At 65.3% G+C, this 20,118-nt stretch carries 19 protein-coding genes and 1 pseudogene; 7 read left to right on the top strand and 13 right to left on the bottom strand.

What is annotated here, in order from left to right; genetic code table 11:
* Window positions 1-63 precede the first annotated feature (63 nt).
* Together IVA91_RS26380 and IVA91_RS26375 are read right to left on the bottom strand one after the other, a co-directional pair.
* The gene (locus IVA91_RS26380; RefSeq protein WP_247279694.1) at window positions 64-1,215 is read right to left on the bottom strand and encodes a DUF4175 family protein; all 1,152 of its coding nucleotides are present in this window, start codon (window positions 1,213-1,215) and stop codon (window positions 64-66) included.
* Entirely contained in the window at window positions 1,203-3,185 is a 1,983-nt protein-coding gene (locus tag IVA91_RS26375; RefSeq protein WP_247279695.1) for a TIGR02302 family protein, read from the bottom strand. The genes IVA91_RS26380 and IVA91_RS26375 overlap by 13 nt, the downstream gene beginning before the upstream one ends.
* Window positions 3,186-3,354: 169 nt before the next feature.
* On the opposite strand from IVA91_RS26375, the gene IVA91_RS26370 reads away from it, so the two are divergent.
* Both IVA91_RS26370 and IVA91_RS26365 read left to right on the top strand, forming a co-directional pair.
* Window positions 3,355-3,738, top strand: a complete 384-nt coding sequence (locus tag IVA91_RS26370; protein WP_247279696.1) for a carboxymuconolactone decarboxylase family protein — start codon at window positions 3,355-3,357, stop codon at window positions 3,736-3,738.
* Window positions 3,739-3,882: 144 nt separating this feature from the next.
* Entirely contained in the window at window positions 3,883-4,788 is a 906-nt protein-coding gene (locus IVA91_RS26365) for an NAD(P)-dependent oxidoreductase (RefSeq protein WP_247279697.1), read from the top strand.
* A 146-nt stretch (window positions 4,789-4,934) separates the two neighbouring features.
* Here the strand turns inward: IVA91_RS26365 and lysA are convergent, their stop codons facing one another.
* The 3 genes from lysA to argH form a co-directional block, all read right to left on the bottom strand.
* Entirely contained in the window at window positions 4,935-6,200 is a 1,266-nt protein-coding gene (gene lysA, locus IVA91_RS26360) for a diaminopimelate decarboxylase (protein WP_247279698.1), read from the bottom strand.
* A gap of 23 nt (window positions 6,201-6,223) precedes the next feature.
* Complete coding sequence (locus IVA91_RS26355; RefSeq protein ID WP_247279699.1) at window positions 6,224-6,517, bottom strand: lipoprotein; 294 nt, start codon at window positions 6,515-6,517, stop codon at window positions 6,224-6,226.
* A gap of 94 nt (window positions 6,518-6,611) precedes the next feature.
* Window positions 6,612-8,009 carry an argininosuccinate lyase gene (gene argH / locus IVA91_RS26350; protein WP_247279700.1) on the bottom strand — a complete coding sequence of 466 codons (1,398 nt, stop codon included), beginning with the start codon at window positions 8,007-8,009 and terminating at the stop codon, window positions 6,612-6,614.
* A gap of 105 nt (window positions 8,010-8,114) precedes the next feature.
* Here argH and IVA91_RS26345 point away from each other — a divergent pair, with 105 nt between their 5' ends.
* Window positions 8,115-8,780 carry a TlpA disulfide reductase family protein gene (locus tag IVA91_RS26345; RefSeq protein ID WP_247279701.1) on the top strand — a complete coding sequence of 222 codons (666 nt, stop codon included), beginning with the start codon at window positions 8,115-8,117 and terminating at the stop codon, window positions 8,778-8,780.
* A 5-nt stretch (window positions 8,781-8,785) separates the two neighbouring features.
* Here the strand turns inward: IVA91_RS26345 and IVA91_RS26340 are convergent, their stop codons facing one another.
* From IVA91_RS26340 to IVA91_RS26315, 6 genes are all read right to left on the bottom strand, one after another.
* On the bottom strand, window positions 8,786-8,980 hold the full coding sequence (locus IVA91_RS26340; protein WP_028182113.1) for a hypothetical protein: 195 nt from the start codon (window positions 8,978-8,980) through the stop codon (window positions 8,786-8,788).
* 114 nt (window positions 8,981-9,094) lie between these two features.
* The gene (locus tag IVA91_RS26335; RefSeq protein ID WP_247279737.1) at window positions 9,095-9,976 is read right to left on the bottom strand and encodes a 3-hydroxybutyryl-CoA dehydrogenase; all 882 of its coding nucleotides are present in this window, start codon (window positions 9,974-9,976) and stop codon (window positions 9,095-9,097) included.
* A 195-nt stretch (window positions 9,977-10,171) separates the two neighbouring features.
* Window positions 10,172-11,116: an FAD-binding protein gene (locus IVA91_RS26330; RefSeq protein ID WP_247279702.1), complete on the bottom strand. Its 945-nt coding sequence runs from the start codon at window positions 11,114-11,116 to the stop codon at window positions 10,172-10,174.
* On the bottom strand, window positions 11,116-11,865 hold the full coding sequence (locus IVA91_RS26325; protein WP_247279703.1) for an electron transfer flavoprotein subunit beta/FixA family protein: 750 nt from the start codon (window positions 11,863-11,865) through the stop codon (window positions 11,116-11,118). The genes IVA91_RS26330 and IVA91_RS26325 overlap by 1 nt, the downstream gene beginning before the upstream one ends.
* Before the next feature lie 124 nt (window positions 11,866-11,989).
* Window positions 11,990-12,562, bottom strand: coding sequence for a cob(I)yrinic acid a,c-diamide adenosyltransferase (locus IVA91_RS26320; RefSeq protein WP_247279704.1), 573 nt, complete (start codon window positions 12,560-12,562; stop codon window positions 11,990-11,992).
* A complete protein-coding gene (locus tag IVA91_RS26315; RefSeq protein ID WP_247279705.1) occupies window positions 12,563-12,757 on the bottom strand; it encodes a twin transmembrane helix small protein in 195 nt (64 codons plus the stop codon).
* Window positions 12,758-13,099: 342 nt separating this feature from the next.
* Here IVA91_RS26315 and IVA91_RS26310 point away from each other — a divergent pair, with 342 nt between their 5' ends.
* Window positions 13,100-13,993 carry a YihY/virulence factor BrkB family protein gene (locus IVA91_RS26310; protein WP_247279706.1) on the top strand — a complete coding sequence of 298 codons (894 nt, stop codon included), beginning with the start codon at window positions 13,100-13,102 and terminating at the stop codon, window positions 13,991-13,993.
* Here the strand turns inward: IVA91_RS26310 and IVA91_RS26305 are convergent.
* Window positions 13,920-15,236: an ATP-binding protein gene (locus IVA91_RS26305; RefSeq protein WP_247279707.1), complete on the bottom strand. Its 1,317-nt coding sequence runs from the start codon at window positions 15,234-15,236 to the stop codon at window positions 13,920-13,922. The two genes, IVA91_RS26310 and IVA91_RS26305, sit on opposite strands and share 74 nt — an antisense overlap.
* Before the next feature lie 90 nt (window positions 15,237-15,326).
* Window positions 15,327-16,196 carry a tRNA glutamyl-Q(34) synthetase GluQRS gene (gene gluQRS, locus IVA91_RS26300; RefSeq protein WP_247279708.1) on the bottom strand — a complete coding sequence of 290 codons (870 nt, stop codon included), beginning with the start codon at window positions 16,194-16,196 and terminating at the stop codon, window positions 15,327-15,329.
* 180 nt (window positions 16,197-16,376) lie between these two features.
* Between gluQRS and IVA91_RS26295 the strand changes: the two genes are divergently transcribed.
* The 3 genes and pseudogenes from IVA91_RS26295 (at window position 16,377) to IVA91_RS26285 (ending at window position 20,084) form a co-directional block, all read left to right on the top strand.
* Window positions 16,377-17,024 (top strand): DNA-3-methyladenine glycosylase 2 family protein, encoded by a 648-nt coding sequence (locus IVA91_RS26295; RefSeq protein WP_247279709.1) that lies wholly within the window; start codon window positions 16,377-16,379, stop codon window positions 17,022-17,024.
* A 183-nt stretch (window positions 17,025-17,207) separates the two neighbouring features.
* A complete protein-coding gene (locus IVA91_RS26290; RefSeq protein WP_247279710.1) occupies window positions 17,208-18,968 on the top strand; it encodes an NAD(P)/FAD-dependent oxidoreductase in 1,761 nt (586 codons plus the stop codon).
* Between the two features lie 139 nt (window positions 18,969-19,107).
* Window positions 19,108-20,084: pseudogene (locus IVA91_RS26285) on the top strand (peptidyl-alpha-hydroxyglycine alpha-amidating lyase family protein).
* The last annotated feature ends 34 nt before the right edge of the window (window positions 20,085-20,118 follow it).

The raw sequence follows: 20,118 nt of genomic DNA, 5'->3' as shown, positions 1-20,118 counted from the left end.
AATACTGGATGGCCCGCCCCAGTGCGCAAGCGCACAAGGCGGGCGATGACATCGAGTGTGAGGTCAAAAATCCTTGAGCAGGCGCTCGATATAGTCGAGCTCGATCTGCGGGCGCGAGGTATCGCCTAAGCGGCGGCGGAGCTCTTCGAGGATGCGGCGGACACGCTGGGCGTCGATCTCGCCGGGGATCTTGACGGTGTAGTCGTCGCTGAGATCGCGGCCGTGAAGCGGACGGCCCAGCGGATCGGTCTGATTGGCGCCGCTCTGCTGACGGCCGGCCCGATTGCCGGGACCATCGCCCTGCCCGTCGCCGTCGCCCTGCTGCATGGCCTCGGCCATCTTCTGCGCGCCCTTGCGCAAGGCATCGAGGGCCTTGCCCTGCGAATCCACGGCGCCGTCGGCGTTGCCCTCGCCGAGTTTCGACCCGGCATCGCCCATGGCCCCGTCGGCGTCGTCCAGACTGCTGTCTTCGTCGCCCTGGTCGCCGTCCTGATCGCCATTCTGGCCGGGCTGGCCCTGGTCGCCCTGCTGACCCTTCTGCCCTTTCTGACTCTGACCTTTTTGTCCCTTCTGCGCGAGGCCGCGCTTGGCGAGTTCGTCCTGCAACTTCTTCAGACGGTCGCGCAGCGCCTGCTGGTCCTGCTGGAGGTCCGACATCGACTGGTCGCCCTGCTGCTTGCCGCGCGAGCGGTCGCGCCGGGAGTCCTGGCCCTGCTTGAACGTCTTGTCGCGCAATTGCTGCTGCTTGCGGATCATGTCGCTGAGCTCGTTGAGCGCCTGCTCCATGTCGCTGTCGCCGGATTGCCCGGGCTGCGCCATCTGGAGATTTTCCATGATCTGCGCGAGCTGCTCGAGCATGCGCTGGGCCGCCTCGCGGTTGCCTTCGCGCGCCGCCTTCTCGATCTGCCTCAGGAGGTCGTCCAGATCGCGCTGCGTGATGACATTGCGATCGCGGCTGGAGGATTGGCTGCGTTCCGTCGCCCGCTTGTACTCCTCCAGCTTCTGGATGGCGTCAGACTGATTGCTCAGGCTCTTGCCGGATTCCTTCTGCCTGAGGCTGTCGCCGGACTCCTGCATCGCCTTTTCGGCGCTGTCGAGCAGCGCGTCAGGATCCTGATCCAGCTGGGCAGCGACCGGCGAGACGCCGCAGAGCAGCAGGGCGACACATGCGATCGACATCGCCTTTAAGACTGGCACGCGTGCTAGCTTCCGCATTTCCGGTCCCGCGTAAACTGGTTGGTCTTGTCGTCCCCCGTCTTGTTGGCACGGCTGCTTGCCGACTTCCGATAGGCCTGAAGCTGCTCGCGCAATGTGTCCTGCTGCTGCGCCAGCTCTTCGAGCTGCTCGGGCGTCGCATGCTGGGTCTTCTGTCGCAGCTCGATCGCCTTGTCGAGGATGAGCTGGACCTCCGCGGGGAACGGCTGCCGCGCTCCGAGCGGATTTTGCTCGGCGCGCCGGGCGAGGTCGCGTACCTTGCCGGCCATGGCCTCGCGGAGCTTTTGCGTCAGCACCCTGATCTCGTCCTCGCTGGCGCCGCGTTCCAGCGCCGCCTTGAGCGCGTCCTGCGCCGAACGCAGCGCCGCGTTGACGCTGCCGGCGACGCCGTCGTCCTCGATGGTGACCGCGAACGCCCACATGCTCGCCACCACCTCGCGCAGCGCCTCGTCGGTGCGGGCCGCCTCGAGCTGGGACGCCAGGCTGCGCAGGCCGAGATAGCAGCCGGCATCCGGCGTGAACAATTCGGGCGCGATCATCAGCGCGTCGAGCGCGGTGTAGACGTCGGAATTCCTGTTGGCGTCGAGCGCGAGGATGCGGCGCTGCTCGATCAGCGCGCGCGCGAGCGAGTTCGTGAACAGCCGTTCGGGCAGGCGCATGTTGAAGGGCTCGCTTCGCGCCTCGTTGCCGGCCTCGTCCTTGGCGGTGAGCGTCAGCGTGACCTCGGCGCCGGCATAGGGATCCTCGCTGAGGTCCTTCACCGTCTGGCCGACGCCGTTACGGGTGCGCGCGTTCGGCAGCACGAGCGGGAATTGCGGCGGCTGGAACAGCGGCCGCGCCGCGCCTTTGCCGTCGGCGTCCTTGCTGTTGTCCTTGTTATCCTTGGCGGTATCTTTGGCGCCATACTTGCCGGCATCCTTGGCGTCGGCGGGGCGCAGCGCAATGTGCGCGTCGGCACCGGTGACGCCGTAATCGTCCTCGATCTTGTAGGAGAGCTGGAGCGCGCCGCGTGCCTGCCGCTCGGGGTCCTTGGCGAGCGCGATTGTCGGGGGACGGTCCGGTGTCGCCGTGAAGGTCCATTGCGGCTGGCCGGAGGGCGCGCGGACATGCGCGGTGCCGTCGGCGGCGATGGCAAAGTGCTTTTCGTTGGTGCCCTTGGGCGCGGCTTCCACCGGGGCGACCTCCTTGAGGCCGCCGGAGACCGCGACATCGAGGCTGCCGCCGGAGGAGCGCACGATCAGGGTCGAGCCGGCGGGGACGGCAAGCGGTCCGCTGGCCGGCAATGCCGCGGCTTCCTTGTTGGCGGCCGACAGGATGACCGGCGGCTTGCCGGTGTAAAGCGGGGGCGTCACCCAAGCGTCGACGCGAACATTGGTCGGGGCCAGCACGCCATTCCAGTCAAAGGCGGCCCGGAGCCGCATCGCGCGCTCGTCGCCGGCGGCGAAGAAGGTCGCAACCAGCATCACCATGACGAGTGCACGCAGCGCCCAAGGATCGTGAAACGCGAGCCGCGGATGCGGCAGACCGGCGCGGATGCGCTTGAGCGAGGCCAGCGTGCGCTCGCGTTGCGCCTGCCACAGCGCCTTGGCAACCGGGTCTTGTGAGCTCAGCGTGTCCGTGAGCGTGGTGGCCGGGCGGTGACGGATGCCGGAGCCACGGTCGAGCCGGCTCAGCGCCTCATCACGGCCTGGCCAGCGAAAGCGAATCAACGGGAACAGGGCAGCAATCGCGATGCCGGCGAAGATGACGAGACCGATCGCGCGGGCGACAAACGGCAAGGACAGCCAAAGGCCGGCCCAGGACACCACCAGGAAAAGGCCGGCGACAGTCAAAAGCCGCGCCAAATTCGGCCAAGCACGCTCCCACGCGATGGCATAGGTCGCCCGATCGAGGGCCTGCGCCAGCTTCAGCCGCGACAGAGCGTCGCCCTCGCGGATCGGGTCTGACGGGTCGGGGGTGACGCCGTTCAATCAGCTCTCCAGGTTGCCCGGTAGAGCGAAGCCTACCACAACGGCAGCACTGAGGCATCCATTCCGGCACGGGAGACACCCCTTTTCCCGCATAACACGAGGACGTGACTGGCCCGGCGCAACCCCGTAATTTCCGCGACGCCATTCCGAGGAAAACGAAGGAAACGCCATGGACAAGAAGATGCACGACAAGGGCCTGGAAGTCCGCAAAGCAGTGCTGGGCGAGGCCTATGTCAACAACGCCCTGACGAACGTCGACGATTTCAACCGTCCGTTCCAGGAGATGCTCAACGAATATTGCTGGGGCGCGGTGTGGGGCCGCGAGGAACTGCCGCGCAAGACCCGCAGCATGCTCAACATCGCGATGATCGCGATCCTCAACCGCCAGCACGAGCTCCGCGCGCATCTGAAGGGCGCACTGACCAACGGCGTCACCCGGGAGGAGATCCGCGAGATCCTGATGCAGGTCGCGATCTATGGCGGCATGCCGGCCGCCGTCGACAGCTTCCGCATCGCGCGCGAGGTGTTTGCGGAGATCGATGGGAAGGCGTGAGGGCGAGCCACCGCCGCCGTCATCCCGGACAAGCGTCAGCGCAAATCTCGATCGGCGCGCGCTTGAGCCGCGCTTGTCCGGGACGACTCCGAGGGTGGAGTGCGCATCTTTCACGACAACGAATAACAAACCCAAGGAAACAGCATGGACATCGGATTCATCGGGCTCGGAAACATGGGTTTCCCGATGGCGCGACGGCTGATTGAGGCCGGACACCAGCTCGTCGTGTTCGACACGCGCAAGGAGGTCGTCGACAGGCTGATGGCACGCGGCGCGACGGCTGCGACATCACCCAAGGATGTCGCCGACCAGGTCGAGACGGTGATGGCGAGCCTGCCATCGCTGCAGGCCTCGCTCGAGGTCGCGACGGGCGCAAACGGCGTGATCGAGGGCAGGCGCGCGAAACGCTTCGTCGATCTGTCGACGGTCGGCTCGCAAATGGCTTCGAAGATTCACGGCCTGCTCGCCAAACGCAACATCGTGCAGGTCGACTGCCCCGTGTCCGGCGGGGTCGGCGGCGCCGAGAAAGGCACGCTGGCGGTGATGGTCTCCGGCCCGAAAGCCGAGTTCGAGCTGCTCAAGCCGGCGCTCGACGTGATCGGAAAGGTGTTCTTCATCGGCGAGAAGCCGGGCGCAGCGCAGACCATGAAGCTCGCCAACAATTTCCTGTCGGCCACGGCCATCGTGGCAACGTCGGAAGCCGTCGTGATGGGTGTCAAGGCCGGGCTCGATCCCGCCGTGATGATCGACGTCATCAATGCGGGCTCGGGCATGAACACGGCGAGCCGCGACAAGTTTCCGCGTTCGGTTCTGCCGCGCACCTTCGACTTCGGTTTCGCCACGGGATTGATGGTGAAGGACGTGCGGCTGGCGCTGGAGGAGATGAAGCAGCTCGGGCTGTCGATGGAAGTCGCTGATGCCGTAGGACGGTTGTGGGAGACGGTGATCAGCGCGGAAGGCGCCGAGTCCGACTTCACCGCGGCAATCAAGCCGATCGAGAGGAAGGCGGGGGTTGTGGTTGGAGCGAAGGGCGAGTTGACGGGGAAGTAGCGAAGTGCAGATGCAGCACCCGCCACTCGAGGGAGAGGTCTGGCGAAGATTCGTCGTTAGCAGCTTCGCGCGACACGCCCTCGGGGATTATGGATCCTGGCTGTCGCACGACGACACTGAATTTGTGGCGGCCCGCCGTCGTGCTGTCACAGCCAAGGCGCCGGCGTATCCATCGCGATCAGCTGTTCGACCTCGATGCGCGGGCGCACCACGGCGTATTGCTCGCCCTTCACCAGCACCTCCGGCACCAGCGGCCGCGTGTTGTAGGTGCCCGCCTGCACCGCGCCATAGGCGCCGGCGGTCATGATGGCGAGCAGATCGCCCGCCTTTGGCGTCGGCAGCGTGCGGTCGAGGGCGAGATAGTCGCCGGTCTCGCAGACCGGGCCGACGACGTCGGCCGTGATGGTGGCCGCGTCCTTGGCGGGCTGCGTCACCGGCAGGATGTCGTGATGCGCCTCGTACAGCGTCGGGCGGATCAAATCGTTCATGGCAGCGTCGATGATGACGAAATTCTTGCCGTCGCCATGCTTCACGTAGATGACCTTCGTGACCAGGATGCCGGCATTGCCGACGATCATGCGCCCCGGCTCGAACATCAGCGTGCAGCCGAGATTGTGGCTGACGCGCTTGACCATGGCGGCGTACGCGTCGGGTGCCGGCGGCGCCTCGCGATCCATGTAATAGGGAATGCCGAGGCCGCCGCCGAAATCGACATGCGAGATGTTGTGGCCGTCGGCGCGCAGCGTCTGCACGAACTCGGAGAGGATCCGGAACGCGGTCTCCATCTTGGAGAGGTCGGTGATCTGGCTGCCGATATGCACGTCGGTGCCAGTCACCTCGATGCCCGGGAGTCTTGCGGCGCGGGCATAGACCTCGCGGGCATGAGCGATCGGAATGCCGAACTTGTTCTCGGACCTACCGGTGGAGATTTTTGCATGCGTGCCGGCATCGACGTCGGGGTTGACGCGCACGGAGATGCGCGCGGTCTTGCCCATCTCGGTCGCAAGTCGCGACAAGAGCTCGAGCTCGGGCTCGGATTCGACGTTGAGACAGAGGATGTCGGCGGCAAGCGCAGCGCGCAATTCGGTTTCCGTCTTGCCAACGCCCGAGAACAGGATCTTAGCTGGGGGGATGCCCGCGGCCAGCGCACGCTTCAACTCGCCGCCCGAGACGACGTCGGCGCCGGCGCCTAACTTGGCCAGCGTGCGCAGCACCGACTGGTTGGAGTTCGCCTTCATGGCGTAGCAGACCAGCACCTTCTCGCCGGCGAAGGCCTCCGTGAAGACGCGGTAGTGCCGCTCCAGCGTCGCGGTCGAATAGCAATAGAAGGGCGTGCCGACGGTTGCGGCCAGCTCGGACAGGTTCACCGCCTCGGCGTGCAGCACGCCGTTGCGATAGTCGAAATGGTTCATGGCGCAGGCTCGGTTGTCCCGGCTTATTTCCGGCCGGGAGGTTCGTCCAGGAGCGGGTCGAGAATAAACGATTTCTTCCTGCCCTTGGCCGCCGCGGGCGCGGCGTCCACACCGTAGGTGGGATTGAACACGCTCGGCGTCCCCTGGGCTTCGGTCTCGGTGTCGGTCGGCGCCGCACCGTTGGCCGTGGGCGCATTGGAGGCGGTCGGCGGCAGATCCAGCGGACCCTTGCGTCCGCAGCCGGCGAGCGCCAGCGCCGTCAGACTAAGGACAATGATGGCCCACCCCGAGCCGGCCGGGCGAAACTTTGACGTCACGACGAAATCCCCACTACGCGGCGCGCACCATACAGAGATTGGTGCGCTCTGGCGAGAGCCCGCATGACCATGAAAAACAAGCCAAATTTTGCCATTAGCCCGCTTTTCGCTGCTTTTCCAGCCGCTTCGCCCAAGCCTTGGCCTGCGACGCCACGTTCTTCGGCGCGGTGCCGCCAAAGCTGGTCCGGCTCTTCACCGACGATTCGACCGAGAGCACGCCGAGCACGTCTTTGGTGATCTTGGGCTCGATCGCCTGCATCTCCTTCAGCGGCAGCTCGTGCAGCGCGACGCCGCCTTCGGCGGCCTTGGCCACGATCCGGCCGGTGACGTGGTGGGCCTCGCGGAACGGCATCTTCAGCGTCCGCACCAACCAGTCGGCGAGATCGGTCGCGGTGGCGTAACCCTCGCCCGCGGCCGCCTTCATCCTCGCTTCGTCGGGCGCGAGGTCGCGGACCATGCCGGTCATCGCGCGGATCGCCAGCGACAACGCGGCAAAACCTTCCATCGCGCCCTGCTTGTCCTCCTGCATGTCCTTTTGATAGGCGAGCGGCAGGCCCTTCATCACGATCAGAAGACCGTTGAGCGCGCCGATCACGCGGCCGGTCTTGGCGCGCACGAGCTCGGCGGCATCCGGGTTGCGCTTCTGCGGCATGATCGAGGAGCCGGTCGTGAATTTATCGCTGAGGCGGATGAGGCCAACCAGCGGCGAGGTCCAGATCACGATCTCTTCGGCAAAGCGCGACATGTGCACGGCGCAGATCGAGGCTGCCGACAGCGTCTCCAGCACGAAGTCGCGATCGGACACCGCATCGAGCGAGTTCGCCATCGGCCGGTCGAAGAGGAGCGCCTTCGCGGTGGCGTGGCGGTCGATCGGGAACGAGGTGCCGGCCAGGGCGGCCGCGCCCAGAGGCGATTCATTGAGCCGCTTGCGCGCGTCCTGAAAGCGGCCGCGGTCGCGCGCGGCCATCTCGACATAGGCAAGCAGGTGGTGGCCGAAAGTGACGGGCTGCGCAGTCTGCAGATGCGTGAAGCCGGGCATCACGGTCGCGGCGTGCTCCAGCGCGCGCTCCACCAGCGCCTGCTGGAACGCGGCCAGCGCAGCATCGGTCTCGTCGATGACGTCGCGGACGAACAGGCGAAAATCGGTCGCGACCTGGTCGTTGCGCGAGCGCGCCGTGTGCAGCCTTCCGGCGGCGGGGCCGATCAGCTCGGACAGCCGGCTCTCGACATTCATGTGAATGTCCTCGAGCGCGCGCTTGAACGCGAAGCCGCCCTTGCCGATCTCTGACAAAATCGTGTCTAGACCCTTGCCGATATTTTTCGCATCAGAGGCGGTGATGATGCCCTGGCTGGCGAGCATCGCGGCGTGGGCCTTGGACGCGGCAATGTCCTGGGCGAACAGGTGACGATCGACGTCGATAGAAACGTTGATCTCCTCCATGATCTCATCGGGACGTTCCGAGAACCGGCCGCCCCACATCTTGTTGCTCATGATCCCCTGCTCACGCCTTGCCTGTCGCTAGTCACGTTTGCTGGCCGCGGCCAGCCGTATTAAGAGGCCCCTGATAGCCACATCTGCGACCGGATGACAAACGATATGCTCGACAAGACGCCCTCCGCCACGCGCCGAATCCCCCTCGTCATCGCCATTGTGGCGATCGGGGGTCTGGCGGGCTTCGCCGCGCTGTACGGGCTGGGCCTGAGCCGGGCGCCGTCAGGCGATCCGGTCTGCCGGTCCGCGGTGGCGACCGCGCAGAAGATCGCCCCGCTCGCCCATGGCGAGGTGGCGGCGCTGACCATGGCGAGCGTCCCCTTCAAGCTGCCAGACCTCGTCTTCGAGGACGCCGACGGCAAGCCGAAGAAGCTGTCTGATTTCCGCGGCAAGACGCTGCTGGTGAACCTGTGGGCCACCTGGTGCGTGCCCTGCCGCAAGGAGATGCCGGCGCTGGATGAGCTCCAGGGCAAGCTGTCGGGCCCGAATTTCGAGGTGGTGGCGATCAACATCGACACCCGCGATCCCGAGAAGCCCAAGACCTTCCTGAGAGAGGCCAATCTGACCCGGCTCGGCTATTTCAGCGATCAGAAAGCCAAGGTTTTTCAGGATCTTAAAGCTGTAGGCCGGGCCTTGGGGATGCCGACATCGGTGCTGGTCGACCCGCAAGGCTGCGAGATCGCGACGATTGCGGGGCCGGCGGAGTGGGCGAGCGAGGACGCGCTCAAGCTGATCCGGGCGGCGACGGGCAAAGCTGCCGCGTCGCTTTAGAGAATTTAGGCCGTGACGTTGAGATTGCCGCCGACGCCGGGGCCTACATTGGCGAGCGAAGGCTGGCCGGCGCCCATCAGCGTCAGGACGGTGGATTTCTCCATGTCCATGTTCTGCTTGGTCAGCGTCGCCGCGATATTCGATTGCAGCGCGCCTTGCTGAGCGGCCAGCATGGTGCTGACCATTGCCATCATGTCCATTACGCGAACCCTCGTACGGCCCTAACCTAGGCGTGAGGGGTTAATGAGAGGTGAGCGAGTTTCCGTGTCCTGGCTCGGCAGCGCTCCGCGCTGCGCCCGGGGCACGAGAGTACCTTACCGCGTCGGCACCGGCTTGGCGCCGCGATAGTCGTAGAAGCCGCGCTGGGTCTTGCGGCCGAGCCAGCCGGCTTCGACGTATTTCACCAGCAGCGGGCACGGGCGGTACTTGGAGTCGGCCAGCCCCTCATGCAGCACCTGCATGATGGAGAGGCAGGTGTCGAGGCCGATGAAATCGGCGAGCTCTAGCGGGCCCATGGGATGATGGGCCCCTAACTTCATCGCGGCATCGATCGCCTCGACATTGCCGACGCCTTCGTACAGCGTGTAGATCGCCTCGTTGATCATCGGCAGCAGGATGCGGTTGACAATAAAGGCCGGGAAATCCTCGGAGACTGCGACCTGCTTGCCGAGCCTGGCGACGAATTCCTTGGATGCCTCGAAGGTCGCATCATCGGTGGCGATGCCGCGGATCAGCTCGACCAGCTCCATCAGCGGCACCGGATTCATGAAGTGAATGCCGATGAAGCGCTCCGGCCGGTCGGTGGCGGCGGCGAGCCGCGTGATCGAGATCGACGACGTGTCGGAGGCGACGATCGCCTCCGGCTTCAACACCGCGCACAGTTCGTGGAAGATCTTGCGCTTGACCTCTTCCTTCTCGACCGCGGTCTCGATCACGAGGTCGCAGTCGGCGAGGTCGTCCAGCTTCTCGGCAAGCTTGATGCGCGCGAGCGCCTTGGCCTTGTCGTCTTCGGTGACGGCCTTTTTGGAGACCTGTCGCGCCAGATTGCCGTTGATGGTGGCCATGCCCGACTTGAGGCGGTCGGCCGAGACGTCATTGAGCACCACGTCGAAGCCGGCCAGCGCCGCAACATGCGCAATGCCGTTGCCCATCTGACCCGCGCCGATCACGCCGACCTTCTTGATCACTGCCGCCATCATGTCATCCACCGGAACGGCGCGCGACGAGCGCGCCCTGCCTATCCCCTCGAGCCGGGAGATCCGATTTAATCAGAACCCTGGCTCGAAACCTAGATTGGATCGCCTCGAAGGCGTGCCCCACGCCAAAGAAAACGCCTCAGAAAAGCAACACCGGCCGGAGTTTATAGCTCCGGCCGGTGTTTTTAGCCCGTTTTACTTGCCGAGCTTGCCGAGTTCGGCCGTCAGCTCCGGAACCGCTTGGTAGAGGTCCGCCACCAGGCCGTAATCGGCGACCTGGAAGATCGGCGCGTCCTCGTCCTTGTTGATCGCGACGATCACCTTGGAGTCCTTCATGCCGGCCAGATGCTGGATCGCGCCGGAAATGCCCACCGCGACATAGAGCTCGGGAGCCACGACCTTGCCGGTTTGGCCGACCTGCCAGTCGTTCGGCGCATAGCCCGCGTCGACCGCCGCGCGCGAGGCACCGACGCCGGCGCCCAGCTTGTCGGCGAGCGGCTCGATGTACTTTGCGAAATTCTCGCGGCTCTGCATGGCGCGGCCACCAGACACGATGATCTTGGCCGAGGTCAGTTCCGGACGGTCGCTCTTGGCGACTTCCTCGCCGACGAACGTCGACAGGCCCGGATCGGCGGCCGCCGCGACGTTCTCGACGGGCGCACTGCCGCCCTCGCCTGCTGCGGCAAAGGTAGAGGTGCGCACCGTGATGACCTTCTTGGCGTCCTTCGACTTCACCGTCTGGATGGCGTTGCCGGCATAGATCGGGCGCTCGAAGGTATCGGGGGCGACCACCTTGATGATCTCCGAGACCTGCATGACGTCGAGCAGGGCTGCTACACGCGGCATCACGTTCTTGAAGCGCGAGGTCGCGGGCGCGACGATCGCGTCATAGCTGGACGCCAGCGACACGACCAGCGCGGCCAGCGGCTCGGCGAGATCGTGCGCGTAGAGCTCGCCATCGGCGAGCAGCACCTTCTTGACGCCGGCAAGCTTGGCGGCGGCATCCGCCGCGGCCTTGGCGTTCAGGCCGGCCACCAGCACCTCGACCTCCGCGCCGAGCGCGGCAGCCGCAGTGAGCGCCTTGTTGGTCGCATCCTTCAACGACGCATTGTCGTGTTCGGCAATCAGAAGCGTCGTCATCAGAGCACCCCGGCTTCGTTCTTGAGTTTCGACACCAGCTCGGCGACGTCCTTGACCTTGACGCCTGCCTTGCGGCCCGCCGGCTCCGTCGTCTTGAGAATCTCGAGGCGCGCAGCGACGTCGACGCCGTAATCGGCGACGGTCTTTTCCGCGATCGGCTTCTTCTTGGCCTTCATGATGTTGGGCAGCGAGGCATAGCGCGGCTCGTTGAGACGCAGATCGGTGGTGACGATCGCCGGTCCCTTCAGCTTCACGGTCTGGAGGCCGCCATCGACTTCGCGCGTGACCTTGAACTCAGAACCTTCGACCTCGAGCTTGGAGGCGAAGGTCGCCTGCGACCAGCCGAGCAGCGCGGCCAGCATCTGGCCGGTCTGATTGGAGTCGTCGTCGATTGCCTGCTTGCCGAGGATGATCAGGCCCGGCTGCTCTTCTTCGGCAACCCTCTTCAGAATCTTGGCCACCGCGAGCGGCTCGACGTTGCCATCGACCTTCACCAGGATGCCGCGGTCGGCGCCCATGGCGAGGCCGGTGCGGATCGTCTCCGACGCCTGTGCGGGTCCGATCGAGACCACCACGATCTCGGTCGCTTTGCCGCCTTCCTTCAGGCGCAGCGCTTCCTCGACCGCGATTTCATCGAACGGGTTCATGGACATTTTGACGTTGGCGAGTTCAACGCCCGATCCATCGCCCTTGACGCGGACCTTGACGTTGTAATCGACCACCCGCTTTACCGGCACTAAGACCTTCATCGATCCTCTTTCACTCAATTTGGGAAGGGGTTATCAACTGGCGCGGAACCTAAAGGCCTGATCAGGCCCGGTCAACGCGCGAAGGGCCAAATTTTAGACCTTAGAAACGCTCCGCCCAAATGGGTCAGCGGTTCTGGCCGGGAACCCAGAGTACGTCGCCGGCACCGTCCCCATTAGCGGCTCGGCTGGCCACGAACAGGAAGTCCGACAATCGGTTCATATATTGGATGCCAGCCGCGCTCACCGGTTCGCTGGGCCGGGCCGCCAGCTCTACCATCACTCGTTCCGCCCTGCGGCATATTGTGCGGGCAACATGGAGATGAGCCGCGGCCGGCGTGCCGCCCGGCAGCACGAAGGAAGTCAGCGGCGCGAGCTTGTCATTGAGTGCGTCGATGTCGCGCTCGAGCCGCTCGACCTGGCTCGCCACCACCCGCAGCCGCTCCGCTTTGCCTTCACGCTCGGGCACCGCAAGGTCGGCGCCGAGATCGAACAAATCGTTCTGGATGCGGCCGAGCATCGCGTCGAGCTCGGGCATATCCGAGGTGTGGAGCCGCACCACGCCGATCGCGGCATTGGTCTCGTCCACGGTGCCATAGGCCTCGATGCGCAGATCGTATTTCGGACGACGCTCGCCCGAGCCGAGCGCTGTCGTGCCGTCGTCACCGGTTTTCGTATAGATGCGATTCAACGTGACCATTTAGCGCCCCATGGCCCAGACTGCGAGCATGGCAATGATGATCGCCACAAACTGAAGCAGCACGCGCCAGCGCATCAGCTTCTGCGAGGTGTTGGGCGAGCCGCCGCGCATCATGTTGACGAGACCGAGCAGCAGCACGAGAGCCACGGCGCCGACCGCGATCGGCAGGATGAAAGTACTCAAGATAGATGCCATCCGAGGGTAGATAACACCGTGCGCGCCGGTCCGCCATGGCATCGCCGATCTGGCTTTTAACCCAATAATATCAGAAGCTAGCTGGATGATCTTGGATTCGATGCAGCCGCCCTTCGCCGCTCCCCGCTTGCGGGGAAAGGTCGAATTCGATCGCAGATCGAATCCGGGTGAGGCGGGCTCTCCGCGAATCCAACTCTCACCGTCCCCGCGAAGGCTCCCCCTCACCCGCCGCGCTCTGGCCCGCAGTTGCGCTGCCGAGGGCGTCGACCTTTCCCCGCAGGCGGGGCGAGGCGAACGACGCCGCGCGCGTAGGCGAAGGTCGACAGCCAATACGGGTGGCACGTGAAAGCGATCCGCTACATCTACGTCGTCGTGATGGACGCCTTCTACACGTTCCTCGCCGACGACGGCTGGGCGATCGCGAGTCACATCGCATTGTCGACGCTGATGGCGCTGTTCCCGTTCCTGATCGTGCTGACCTCGCTCGCCGGCTTCTTCGGCTCCAAGGAACTCGCCGACCAGGCCGCCAGCCTGATGCTCCAGGTCTGGCCAAAGCAGGTCGCCGACTCGATTTCCGGCGAGGTCCACGACGTGCTGACCACGACCCGCACCGGTATTCTGACGATCGGCGCAGCGCTGTCGGTCTATTTCGCCTCCAACGGCGTCGAGGCGCTCCGCGTCGCGCTCAACCGCGCCTATGCGGTGGTGGAGATGCGGCGCTGGTACTGGCTGCGGCTGGAATCGATTGCCTACACGTTGATTGCCGCCTTCACTGCACTCGCCATGGCGTTCCTGATCGTGCTCGGTCCGCTGATCATCGAAGCGGCACGGCGCCACATTCCCTTGTTCGTCGAGTCAAACGAAAGCATTCTCACCTGGCTGCGCTACGGCATCTCCATCAGCGCGCTGGTGGTGGCGCTGCTCATCCTGCACGCCTGGCTGCCGGCGGGACGCCGCAGTTTTCTCCAGATCCTGCCCGGCATCGTCTTCACCATCGTGGCGTCGCTGATCTCGAGCATCGTGTTCGGCCAATATCTCGCGCGCTTCGCCAACAACTATGTGACGATGTATGCTGGGCTGGCCTCGGTGATCATCGCGCTTGTGTTTCTGTATTTCATCGCCGCGATTTTCGTGTACGGCGGCGAGCTCAACGCGGCGATCATCAAGTCGCGACTGCCTCACGGCGTCTCGCTTCAAGCAGCGCAGTCGCTAAGGCCCGCGGGGACACAGGCTTGACTAGGAAGGCGTCGGCACCGGCCTCGCGCGACGCCGCTTCGTCTTCGCCGCGACCTGACACCCCGATAATCGGAATCTGCGCCAGCGGCGGCGCCATGCTGCGTATCCGCCGGATGGCCTCGACGCCGTCGATTCCGGGCAGCACCATGTCCATCAACACCGCATCGAAGGAGCCCTGCGCGAGCCGGTCCACCGCGTCCTCGCCGCGGCCGATGAACTCGGCATGATGGCCGAGCTCGGTCAAAATGGTGTTGAGCACCACGCGGCCGAACGGATTGTCCTCGACGCTGAGCACGCGGAGGGCGGCCATCGCCTCGGGCTCACTACCGTCCTTCGCCTTGCGCGATTTACCCGATACCATCGCATCCAGCGACACCGTCAGTGTGAACGTGGCGCCGCCGCCGCGCCGCGCAGCGACCGTGATGTCGCCGCCCATCGCGCGCGCCAATTGCTTCACCGAGGATAGCCCCAGGCCGGCGCCACCGAAGCGCGAGGCAATGGTGACATTGGCCTGGGTGAACGGGCGGAACAGCCGCTTGATCTCGGCCATGGTAAGGCCGATGCCGCTGTCAGACACGGCGAAGGCGATGCCGACCCTACCTTTACCCTTTGCTTTACCCTTTGCTTTACCCTTTGCTTTACCCTTTGCTTTGCCCTTGCGCTCGTCCTTGACGGGGCGCCAGGGCGCCACCGCAAGCGCCACGCCGCCCTGGTCGGTGAATTTCACGGCATTGTCGATCAGGTTCTCGAGCGCAGCGCGCAGGCGGACCGGATCGCCGACCACCAGCCCCGGCAACTTCTCGGAGATAACGACCTGGGCCCGAAGACCCTTGGCCGCGGCGCGGCCGGCCAGCGAATCGCCGGCGCTGCGGGCAAGCGTCCGCAGGTCGAACAGGTCTTGCCGGAGCGCGTGTCCACCCTTCCCGGCCCGCTTTCCTGTCCGGACCGCGTCCACAAACAGCGTGGCAAGGCTCGCCAGATGTTCGGCGCCGGCCTTGATGGTGTCGGCCCAGCGCCGCTCCCGCTCGCCAAGATCGGAGGTCGCGAGCAGGTCGCTGATTGCCAGTATTCCGGTCAGGGGGGTGCGGACCTCATGGGCAAAGGCGGCGAGCGCGGCCTGGACCACGTCCGGCGCGACCGCCTTGGTGCTGCGCTTGCGCAACCGGCCGCCCGCCCTGGACCGCTTCCGAGGCGGTCGCTTGGACGTCCGCGTGGTGCGCACTGGGCGCGTTTTCGCCGCCATGATCCCCTTCGAACCCCGGGCTATCGGGGGAAGCATGGCACGGCAGAACGCCCGGAGTCACGGCGGCGTTTGGCTAACCCCCAGAGAAACTTAACCTAATCCCACCGATCGGCGGATACTAGCCGGCGTGGCGCCCGCGGCGCGCAAGTCCCGCAGGCCGGTCGAGCGGCTCGATTTCGACAGCTTCCGCCCCTCGCCGTCGCGGATCAGAGCATGGTGGCGATAAGCGGGTTCCGGCAGGCCAAGCAGAACCTGCAGCAGGCGGTGCACCGATGTGGCATGAAACAGGTCCTGACCCCGCACGATCTCGCTGACGCCCTGGAGGGCGTCGTCGACCACGACGGACAGATGGTAGCTGGTTGGCGTCTCCTTGCGGGCGAGAATGACGTCGCCCCAGGCTTCCGGTCGCGCCGGGACGATGCCGCGCTCGCCATCCGGTCCCGCGCCGAGTTCGTTCCAGGTCAGGCCGGCGACGCGCCGAGAGGCGGCCACCATATCGAGCCGCAGCGCATAAGGCGCGCCGGACGTCATCAGTTGCTCGCGCTCGCCGGCCGACAGCAATTTGGCGTCGCCGGGATATAGCGGCGCGCCGTCGGGATCGTGCGGCCACGGCCCATCCACCTCGCGCGCGGCGACGAGCCTTGCGATCTCGGCGCGGCTTTCAAAGGCGGGATAGACGAGACCGAGCGCAGAGAGCTTTTGCAGCGCGGCGCGATAGTCGGCAAGATGCTCCGACTGCCGCCGTGCCGGTGTCTCCCAGGAGATCCCGAGCCAGGCGAGATCGTGGTAGATCGCCGACTCATAGTCCGGACGGCAGCGCGTCGCGTCGATGTCCTCGATCCGCAGCAACAGCCGCCCGCCGGTCTCGCGTGCGCGCTCGAAGTTCAGCAGCGCGGAATAGGCGTGGCCGAGATGCAGGAAGCCGTTCGGGCTCGGGGCAAATCGGAAAACGGGTGGCATGAGTTCTCGGTGTATTCGTCACTGCCGGGCTTGACCCGGCAATGCATCTTCCAGGACTCTTGTGAGGAGATCGATGCGCCGGTCCCGCCTACGCCGAAGGCTTCGGCGGGCTTTACGGCATTGGGCCGGCGTAGCTGTAGCAGAAACGGCGAGCCCGCGCATGACGAGTTGAGCAAAGCAATGGCCATCCACCTCGAATCCCAGTCCGATCTCGAAGAGGCCGTCCATGCGCTCATCAAGCGCGATCCGCGCCTCAAGCCCGTGCTGGAAATTGCCGGCATGCCGGCCTTGCGGCGGCGCGAGCCAGGTTTTGCGGGCCTTGCCCATATCGTGTGCGGGCAGCAGCTGTCGACGGCGAGCGCGGCGGCGATCTGGGGACGGCTGGCCGCCGCCTTCGATCCGTTCGACCATGAGGCGGTCCGGCGCGCCCGCACCGACCGGCTGGGGCGGCTCGGCCTGTCCGCCGCCAAGATCAAGACGCTGAAACACCTCGCGCGCGAGATCGGCGCGCAGCGGCTGAACCTCGAGGTGCTCGCCGAAGAGGATGCCGACGCCGCGCATCACACGCTGATCTCGCTGCCCGGCATCGGGCCCTGGACTGCCGACGTCTACCTGCTGTTTTGCCTCGGCCATGGCGACGCCTGGCCGGCCGGCGACCTCGCTGTGCAGGAGGGGATCAAGATTGGGCTCGGCCTGAAGATGCGGCCGACGGAGAAGCAGATGGCGCCGCTCGCCGAACCCTGGCGTCCGCTGCGCGGCGCCGCGGCGCATCTGTGGTGGAGCTACTATCGCGCGGTGAAGAAGCGCGAAGGCGTGCTCTCGGCCTGACGGGCGTATTCCGCCCGAGCAGGGCCACATGCTTTCGCTGCTCGGGTAAACCGCTTTCGACGAAAGCTCATCCAGTATAGCGTCGAGCTCTATATCAGAGCATGATCTGTTCGGAAAACCGCTACACACCTTTCCGGATCATGCTCGCGAGCAAACGCCGCGAAGACGGCCACGAGGTCGCGCATGCTGGACAGGACGAAGGATATTTCCGTCTCCGCACAGGCTTGGCTCGATGAATTCGAGCGCACATTGGGCCGGCCCGAGCCCGCTGCGCTGGACCGCCTCTTTCTCACCGACAGCTTTTGGCGCGATGTGCTGGCACTGAGCTGGAATCTGCAGACGCTCGCAGGCCGCGATGCTATCGCACGGGAGTTGACCATCGTCGCACCGAAGGCGGCACCGACCGGTTTCAAGATCGCGCCAAACCGAGCGCCGCCGCGCTGGGTCACGCGCGCCGGCACCAACACCATCGAAGCGATCTTCGATTTCGAGACGGCGATCGGACGCGGCAGCGGCATCGTGCGGCTCGTTCCCGATACTGCCAATGGCGACCGCCTGCAGGCGTGGACGCTGCTCACCGCCCTCGACGAGCTCAAGGGGTTCGAGGAGCAGCTCGGCACGTCACGGCCCCGCGGCCAGGCCTATTCGCGCGACTTCCGCGGGCCGAACTGGCTCGACCATCGCAACGCCTCGCGTCACTACGCCGATCGCGACCCGGCCGTGCTGGTGGTCGGCGGCGGCCAGGCCGGGCTCGCCATCGCGGCGCGGTTGAAGCAGTTGAATGTCGACACGTTGATCGTCGATCGCGAGATGAGGATCGGCGACAACTGGCGCAAGCGCTACCATGCGCTGACCCTGCACAACCAGGTGCAGGTCAATCACCTGCCCTACATGCCGTTCCCGCCGACCTGGCCGGTCTATATTCCAAAGGACAAGCTCGCCAATTGGTTCGAAGCTTACGTCGAGGCGATGGAGCTGAATTTCTGGACCGGCACCGAACTCGAGGGCGGCGTCTATGACGAGGCGAAGGGGCGCTGGTTGGTGACGCTGCGCCGCGCCGACGGCAGCAAGCGGACCATGCATCCGCGCCATGTGGTGATGTCGACCGGAGTCAGCGGCATCGCCAACATGCCCGACATTCCGGGCCTTGCCGATTTCAAGGGCACGCTGCTGCATTCCAGCCGCTATGAGGACGGCGAGAGCTGGACGGGCAAGCGCGCCATCGTGATCGGCACCGGCAATAGCGGCCACGACATCGCGCAGGACCTTCACTCCAGCGGCGCGAAGGTGACGCTGGTGCAGCGCTCGCCGACGCTTGTCACCAATATCGAGCCGTCGGCGCAACTGGCTTACGCGACCTACAATGAGGGCACGCTCGAGGACAACGATCTGATCGCGGCCTCGATGCCGACACCGCTCGCGCGGAAGACCCATGTGATGCTGACGGAGCAGTCGAAGGAGCTCGATAAGGAGCTGCTGGACGGCCTGCGGCGCGTCGGCTTCAAGCTCGACTTCGGCGAGGCCGGCACCGGCTGGCAATTCAAATACCTCACCCGCGGCGGCGGCTATTATTTCAACGTCGGCTGCTCCAACCTGATTATCGAGGGCGCGATCAAGCTGAAGCAGTTTACCGACATCGAGAGCTTGGTCGCCGAGGGAGCACGGATGAAGGACGGCTCGATCATTCCGGCCGATCTCATCGTCCTCTCCACCGGCTACAAGCCACAGGAATATCTCGTGCGCAAATTGTTTGGGGACGCCATCGCCGACCGCGTCGGGCCGGTCTGGGGTTTTGGCGATGGCTTCGAGCTGCGCAACATGTACACACGCACGAAGCAGCCGGGTCTCTGGTTCATCGCAGGCAGCCTCGCGCAGTGCCGGATCAACTCGAAATATCTCGCGCTCCAGATCAAGGCGATCGAGGAGGGGATATTGCGGGCGTGAGGTGGTGCCACATGATCCAGCCGTCATTCCGGGGCGCAACGAAGTCGCGAGCCCAAAATCCATTGCGTCGCATATTGGCGGATGGATGGATTCCGGGCTCGCGATAACGCGCGCCCCCGAATGACAGGAGGAGGAACCCATGCCAGCCATTCTCGGCAGCGGCGAGCACCGCTACCGCGTGGTCGAAAACTTCGCCAAGCTGCCGGACAGCTGGCAACTCACCGACGTCGCCTCGGTCGCGGTCGACAGCAAGGACCAGATCTACGTTTTCAACCGCGGCGCTCATCCGATGGTGGTGCTCGACCGCGAAGGCAATTTCCTGCGCAGCTGGGGCGAAGGCCTGTTCTCGCGCGCGCATGGCCTGCATATCGACGCGGAGGACAATCTCTACTGCACCGATGACGGCGACCACACCGTGCGCAAATGCACCACTGAGGGCAAGGTACTGCTGACGATCGGCATTCCCGAGAAGCCAGCGCCGTTCATGAGCGGCGATCCCTTCCACCGCTGCACCCACACCGCGCTGTCGCCGAAGGGCGAGATCTACGTCTCCGACGGCTATGGCAATGCGCGCGTGCACAAGTTCACCCCCGACGGCAAGCTGATGAGGAGCTGGGGCGAGCCGGGGACCGATCCCGGTCAGTTCAACATCGTGCACAATATTGCCACTGACGCCCACGGCTGGGTTTACGTCGCCGACCGCGAGAACCACCGCGTGCAGGTGTTCGATGGAGACGGCAAATACGAGACGCAGTGGAACAACTTGCACCGCCCCTGCGCGCTGTGCTGCTGCGGTGGGGCTAAGAGCCCGACCTTCGTGGTCGGCGAGCTCGGCCCCGGCCTGGCCGTCAACCGCAAGGTGCCCAATCTCGGGCCGCGGCTATCGATCGAGACGCGCAGGGCAGGCGCATCGCGCGGCTTGGCGGCGAGGAAGGGCCCGGCGTGGCCAGCGGAAAGTTTTTGGCGCCGCACGGCATCGCCCTGGATTCGAAGGGCGCCATCTATGTCGGTGAAGTCGGTGTTACCGACTGGAAGACGAGCTTTCCGGACGAGGAGATGCCGCCCGCGGTGCGCGCCACGCGATGTTTGCAGAAGCTCGAGCGGGTGCGGGAGTAGCGAAGATAGAGCTGCAACGCACCGTGAAGGCGGT

Origin of the sequence: Bradyrhizobium sp. 153, assembly GCF_023073835.1 — a bacterium.
In the GTDB taxonomy this organism is placed as follows: Bacteria; Pseudomonadota; Alphaproteobacteria; order Rhizobiales; family Xanthobacteraceae; genus Bradyrhizobium.
The sequence above is the reverse complement of the archived record's forward strand: the minus strand, read 5'-3'. Positions and strand labels throughout refer to the sequence as shown.

Coding starts and splice junctions, on each gene's coding strand:
- lysA (WP_247279698.1), bottom strand. CDS start 6,200: ATGAACCATTTCGACTATCGCAACGGCGTGCTGCACGCCGAGGCGGTG.
- IVA91_RS26290 (WP_247279710.1), top strand. CDS start 17,208: ATGCTGGACAGGACGAAGGATATTTCCGTCTCCGCACAGGCTTGGCTC.
- IVA91_RS26340 (WP_028182113.1), bottom strand. CDS start 8,980: ATGGACATGATGGCAATGGTCAGCACCATGCTGGCCGCTCAGCAAGGC.
- IVA91_RS26320 (WP_247279704.1), bottom strand. CDS start 12,562: ATGGTCACGTTGAATCGCATCTATACGAAAACCGGTGACGACGGCACG.
- IVA91_RS26380 (WP_247279694.1), bottom strand. CDS start 1,215: ATGCGGAAGCTAGCACGCGTGCCAGTCTTAAAGGCGATGTCGATCGCA.
- IVA91_RS26305 (WP_247279707.1), bottom strand. CDS start 15,236: ATGGCGGCGAAAACGCGCCCAGTGCGCACCACGCGGACGTCCAAGCGA.
- IVA91_RS26325 (WP_247279703.1), bottom strand. CDS start 11,865: ATGAAGGTCTTAGTGCCGGTAAAGCGGGTGGTCGATTACAACGTCAAG.
- argH (WP_247279700.1), bottom strand. CDS start 8,009: ATGAGCAACAAGATGTGGGGCGGCCGGTTCTCGGAACGTCCCGATGAG.
- IVA91_RS26335 (WP_247279737.1), bottom strand. CDS start 9,976: ATGGCGGCAGTGATCAAGAAGGTCGGCGTGATCGGCGCGGGTCAGATG.
- IVA91_RS26365 (WP_247279697.1), top strand. CDS start 3,883: ATGGACATCGGATTCATCGGGCTCGGAAACATGGGTTTCCCGATGGCG.
- IVA91_RS26370 (WP_247279696.1), top strand. CDS start 3,355: ATGGACAAGAAGATGCACGACAAGGGCCTGGAAGTCCGCAAAGCAGTG.
- gluQRS (WP_247279708.1), bottom strand. CDS start 16,196: ATGCCACCCGTTTTCCGATTTGCCCCGAGCCCGAACGGCTTCCTGCAT.
- IVA91_RS26330 (WP_247279702.1), bottom strand. CDS start 11,116: ATGACGACGCTTCTGATTGCCGAACACGACAATGCGTCGTTGAAGGAT.
- IVA91_RS26295 (WP_247279709.1), top strand. CDS start 16,377: ATGGCCATCCACCTCGAATCCCAGTCCGATCTCGAAGAGGCCGTCCAT.
- IVA91_RS26345 (WP_247279701.1), top strand. CDS start 8,115: ATGCTCGACAAGACGCCCTCCGCCACGCGCCGAATCCCCCTCGTCATC.
- IVA91_RS26315 (WP_247279705.1), bottom strand. CDS start 12,757: ATGGCATCTATCTTGAGTACTTTCATCCTGCCGATCGCGGTCGGCGCC.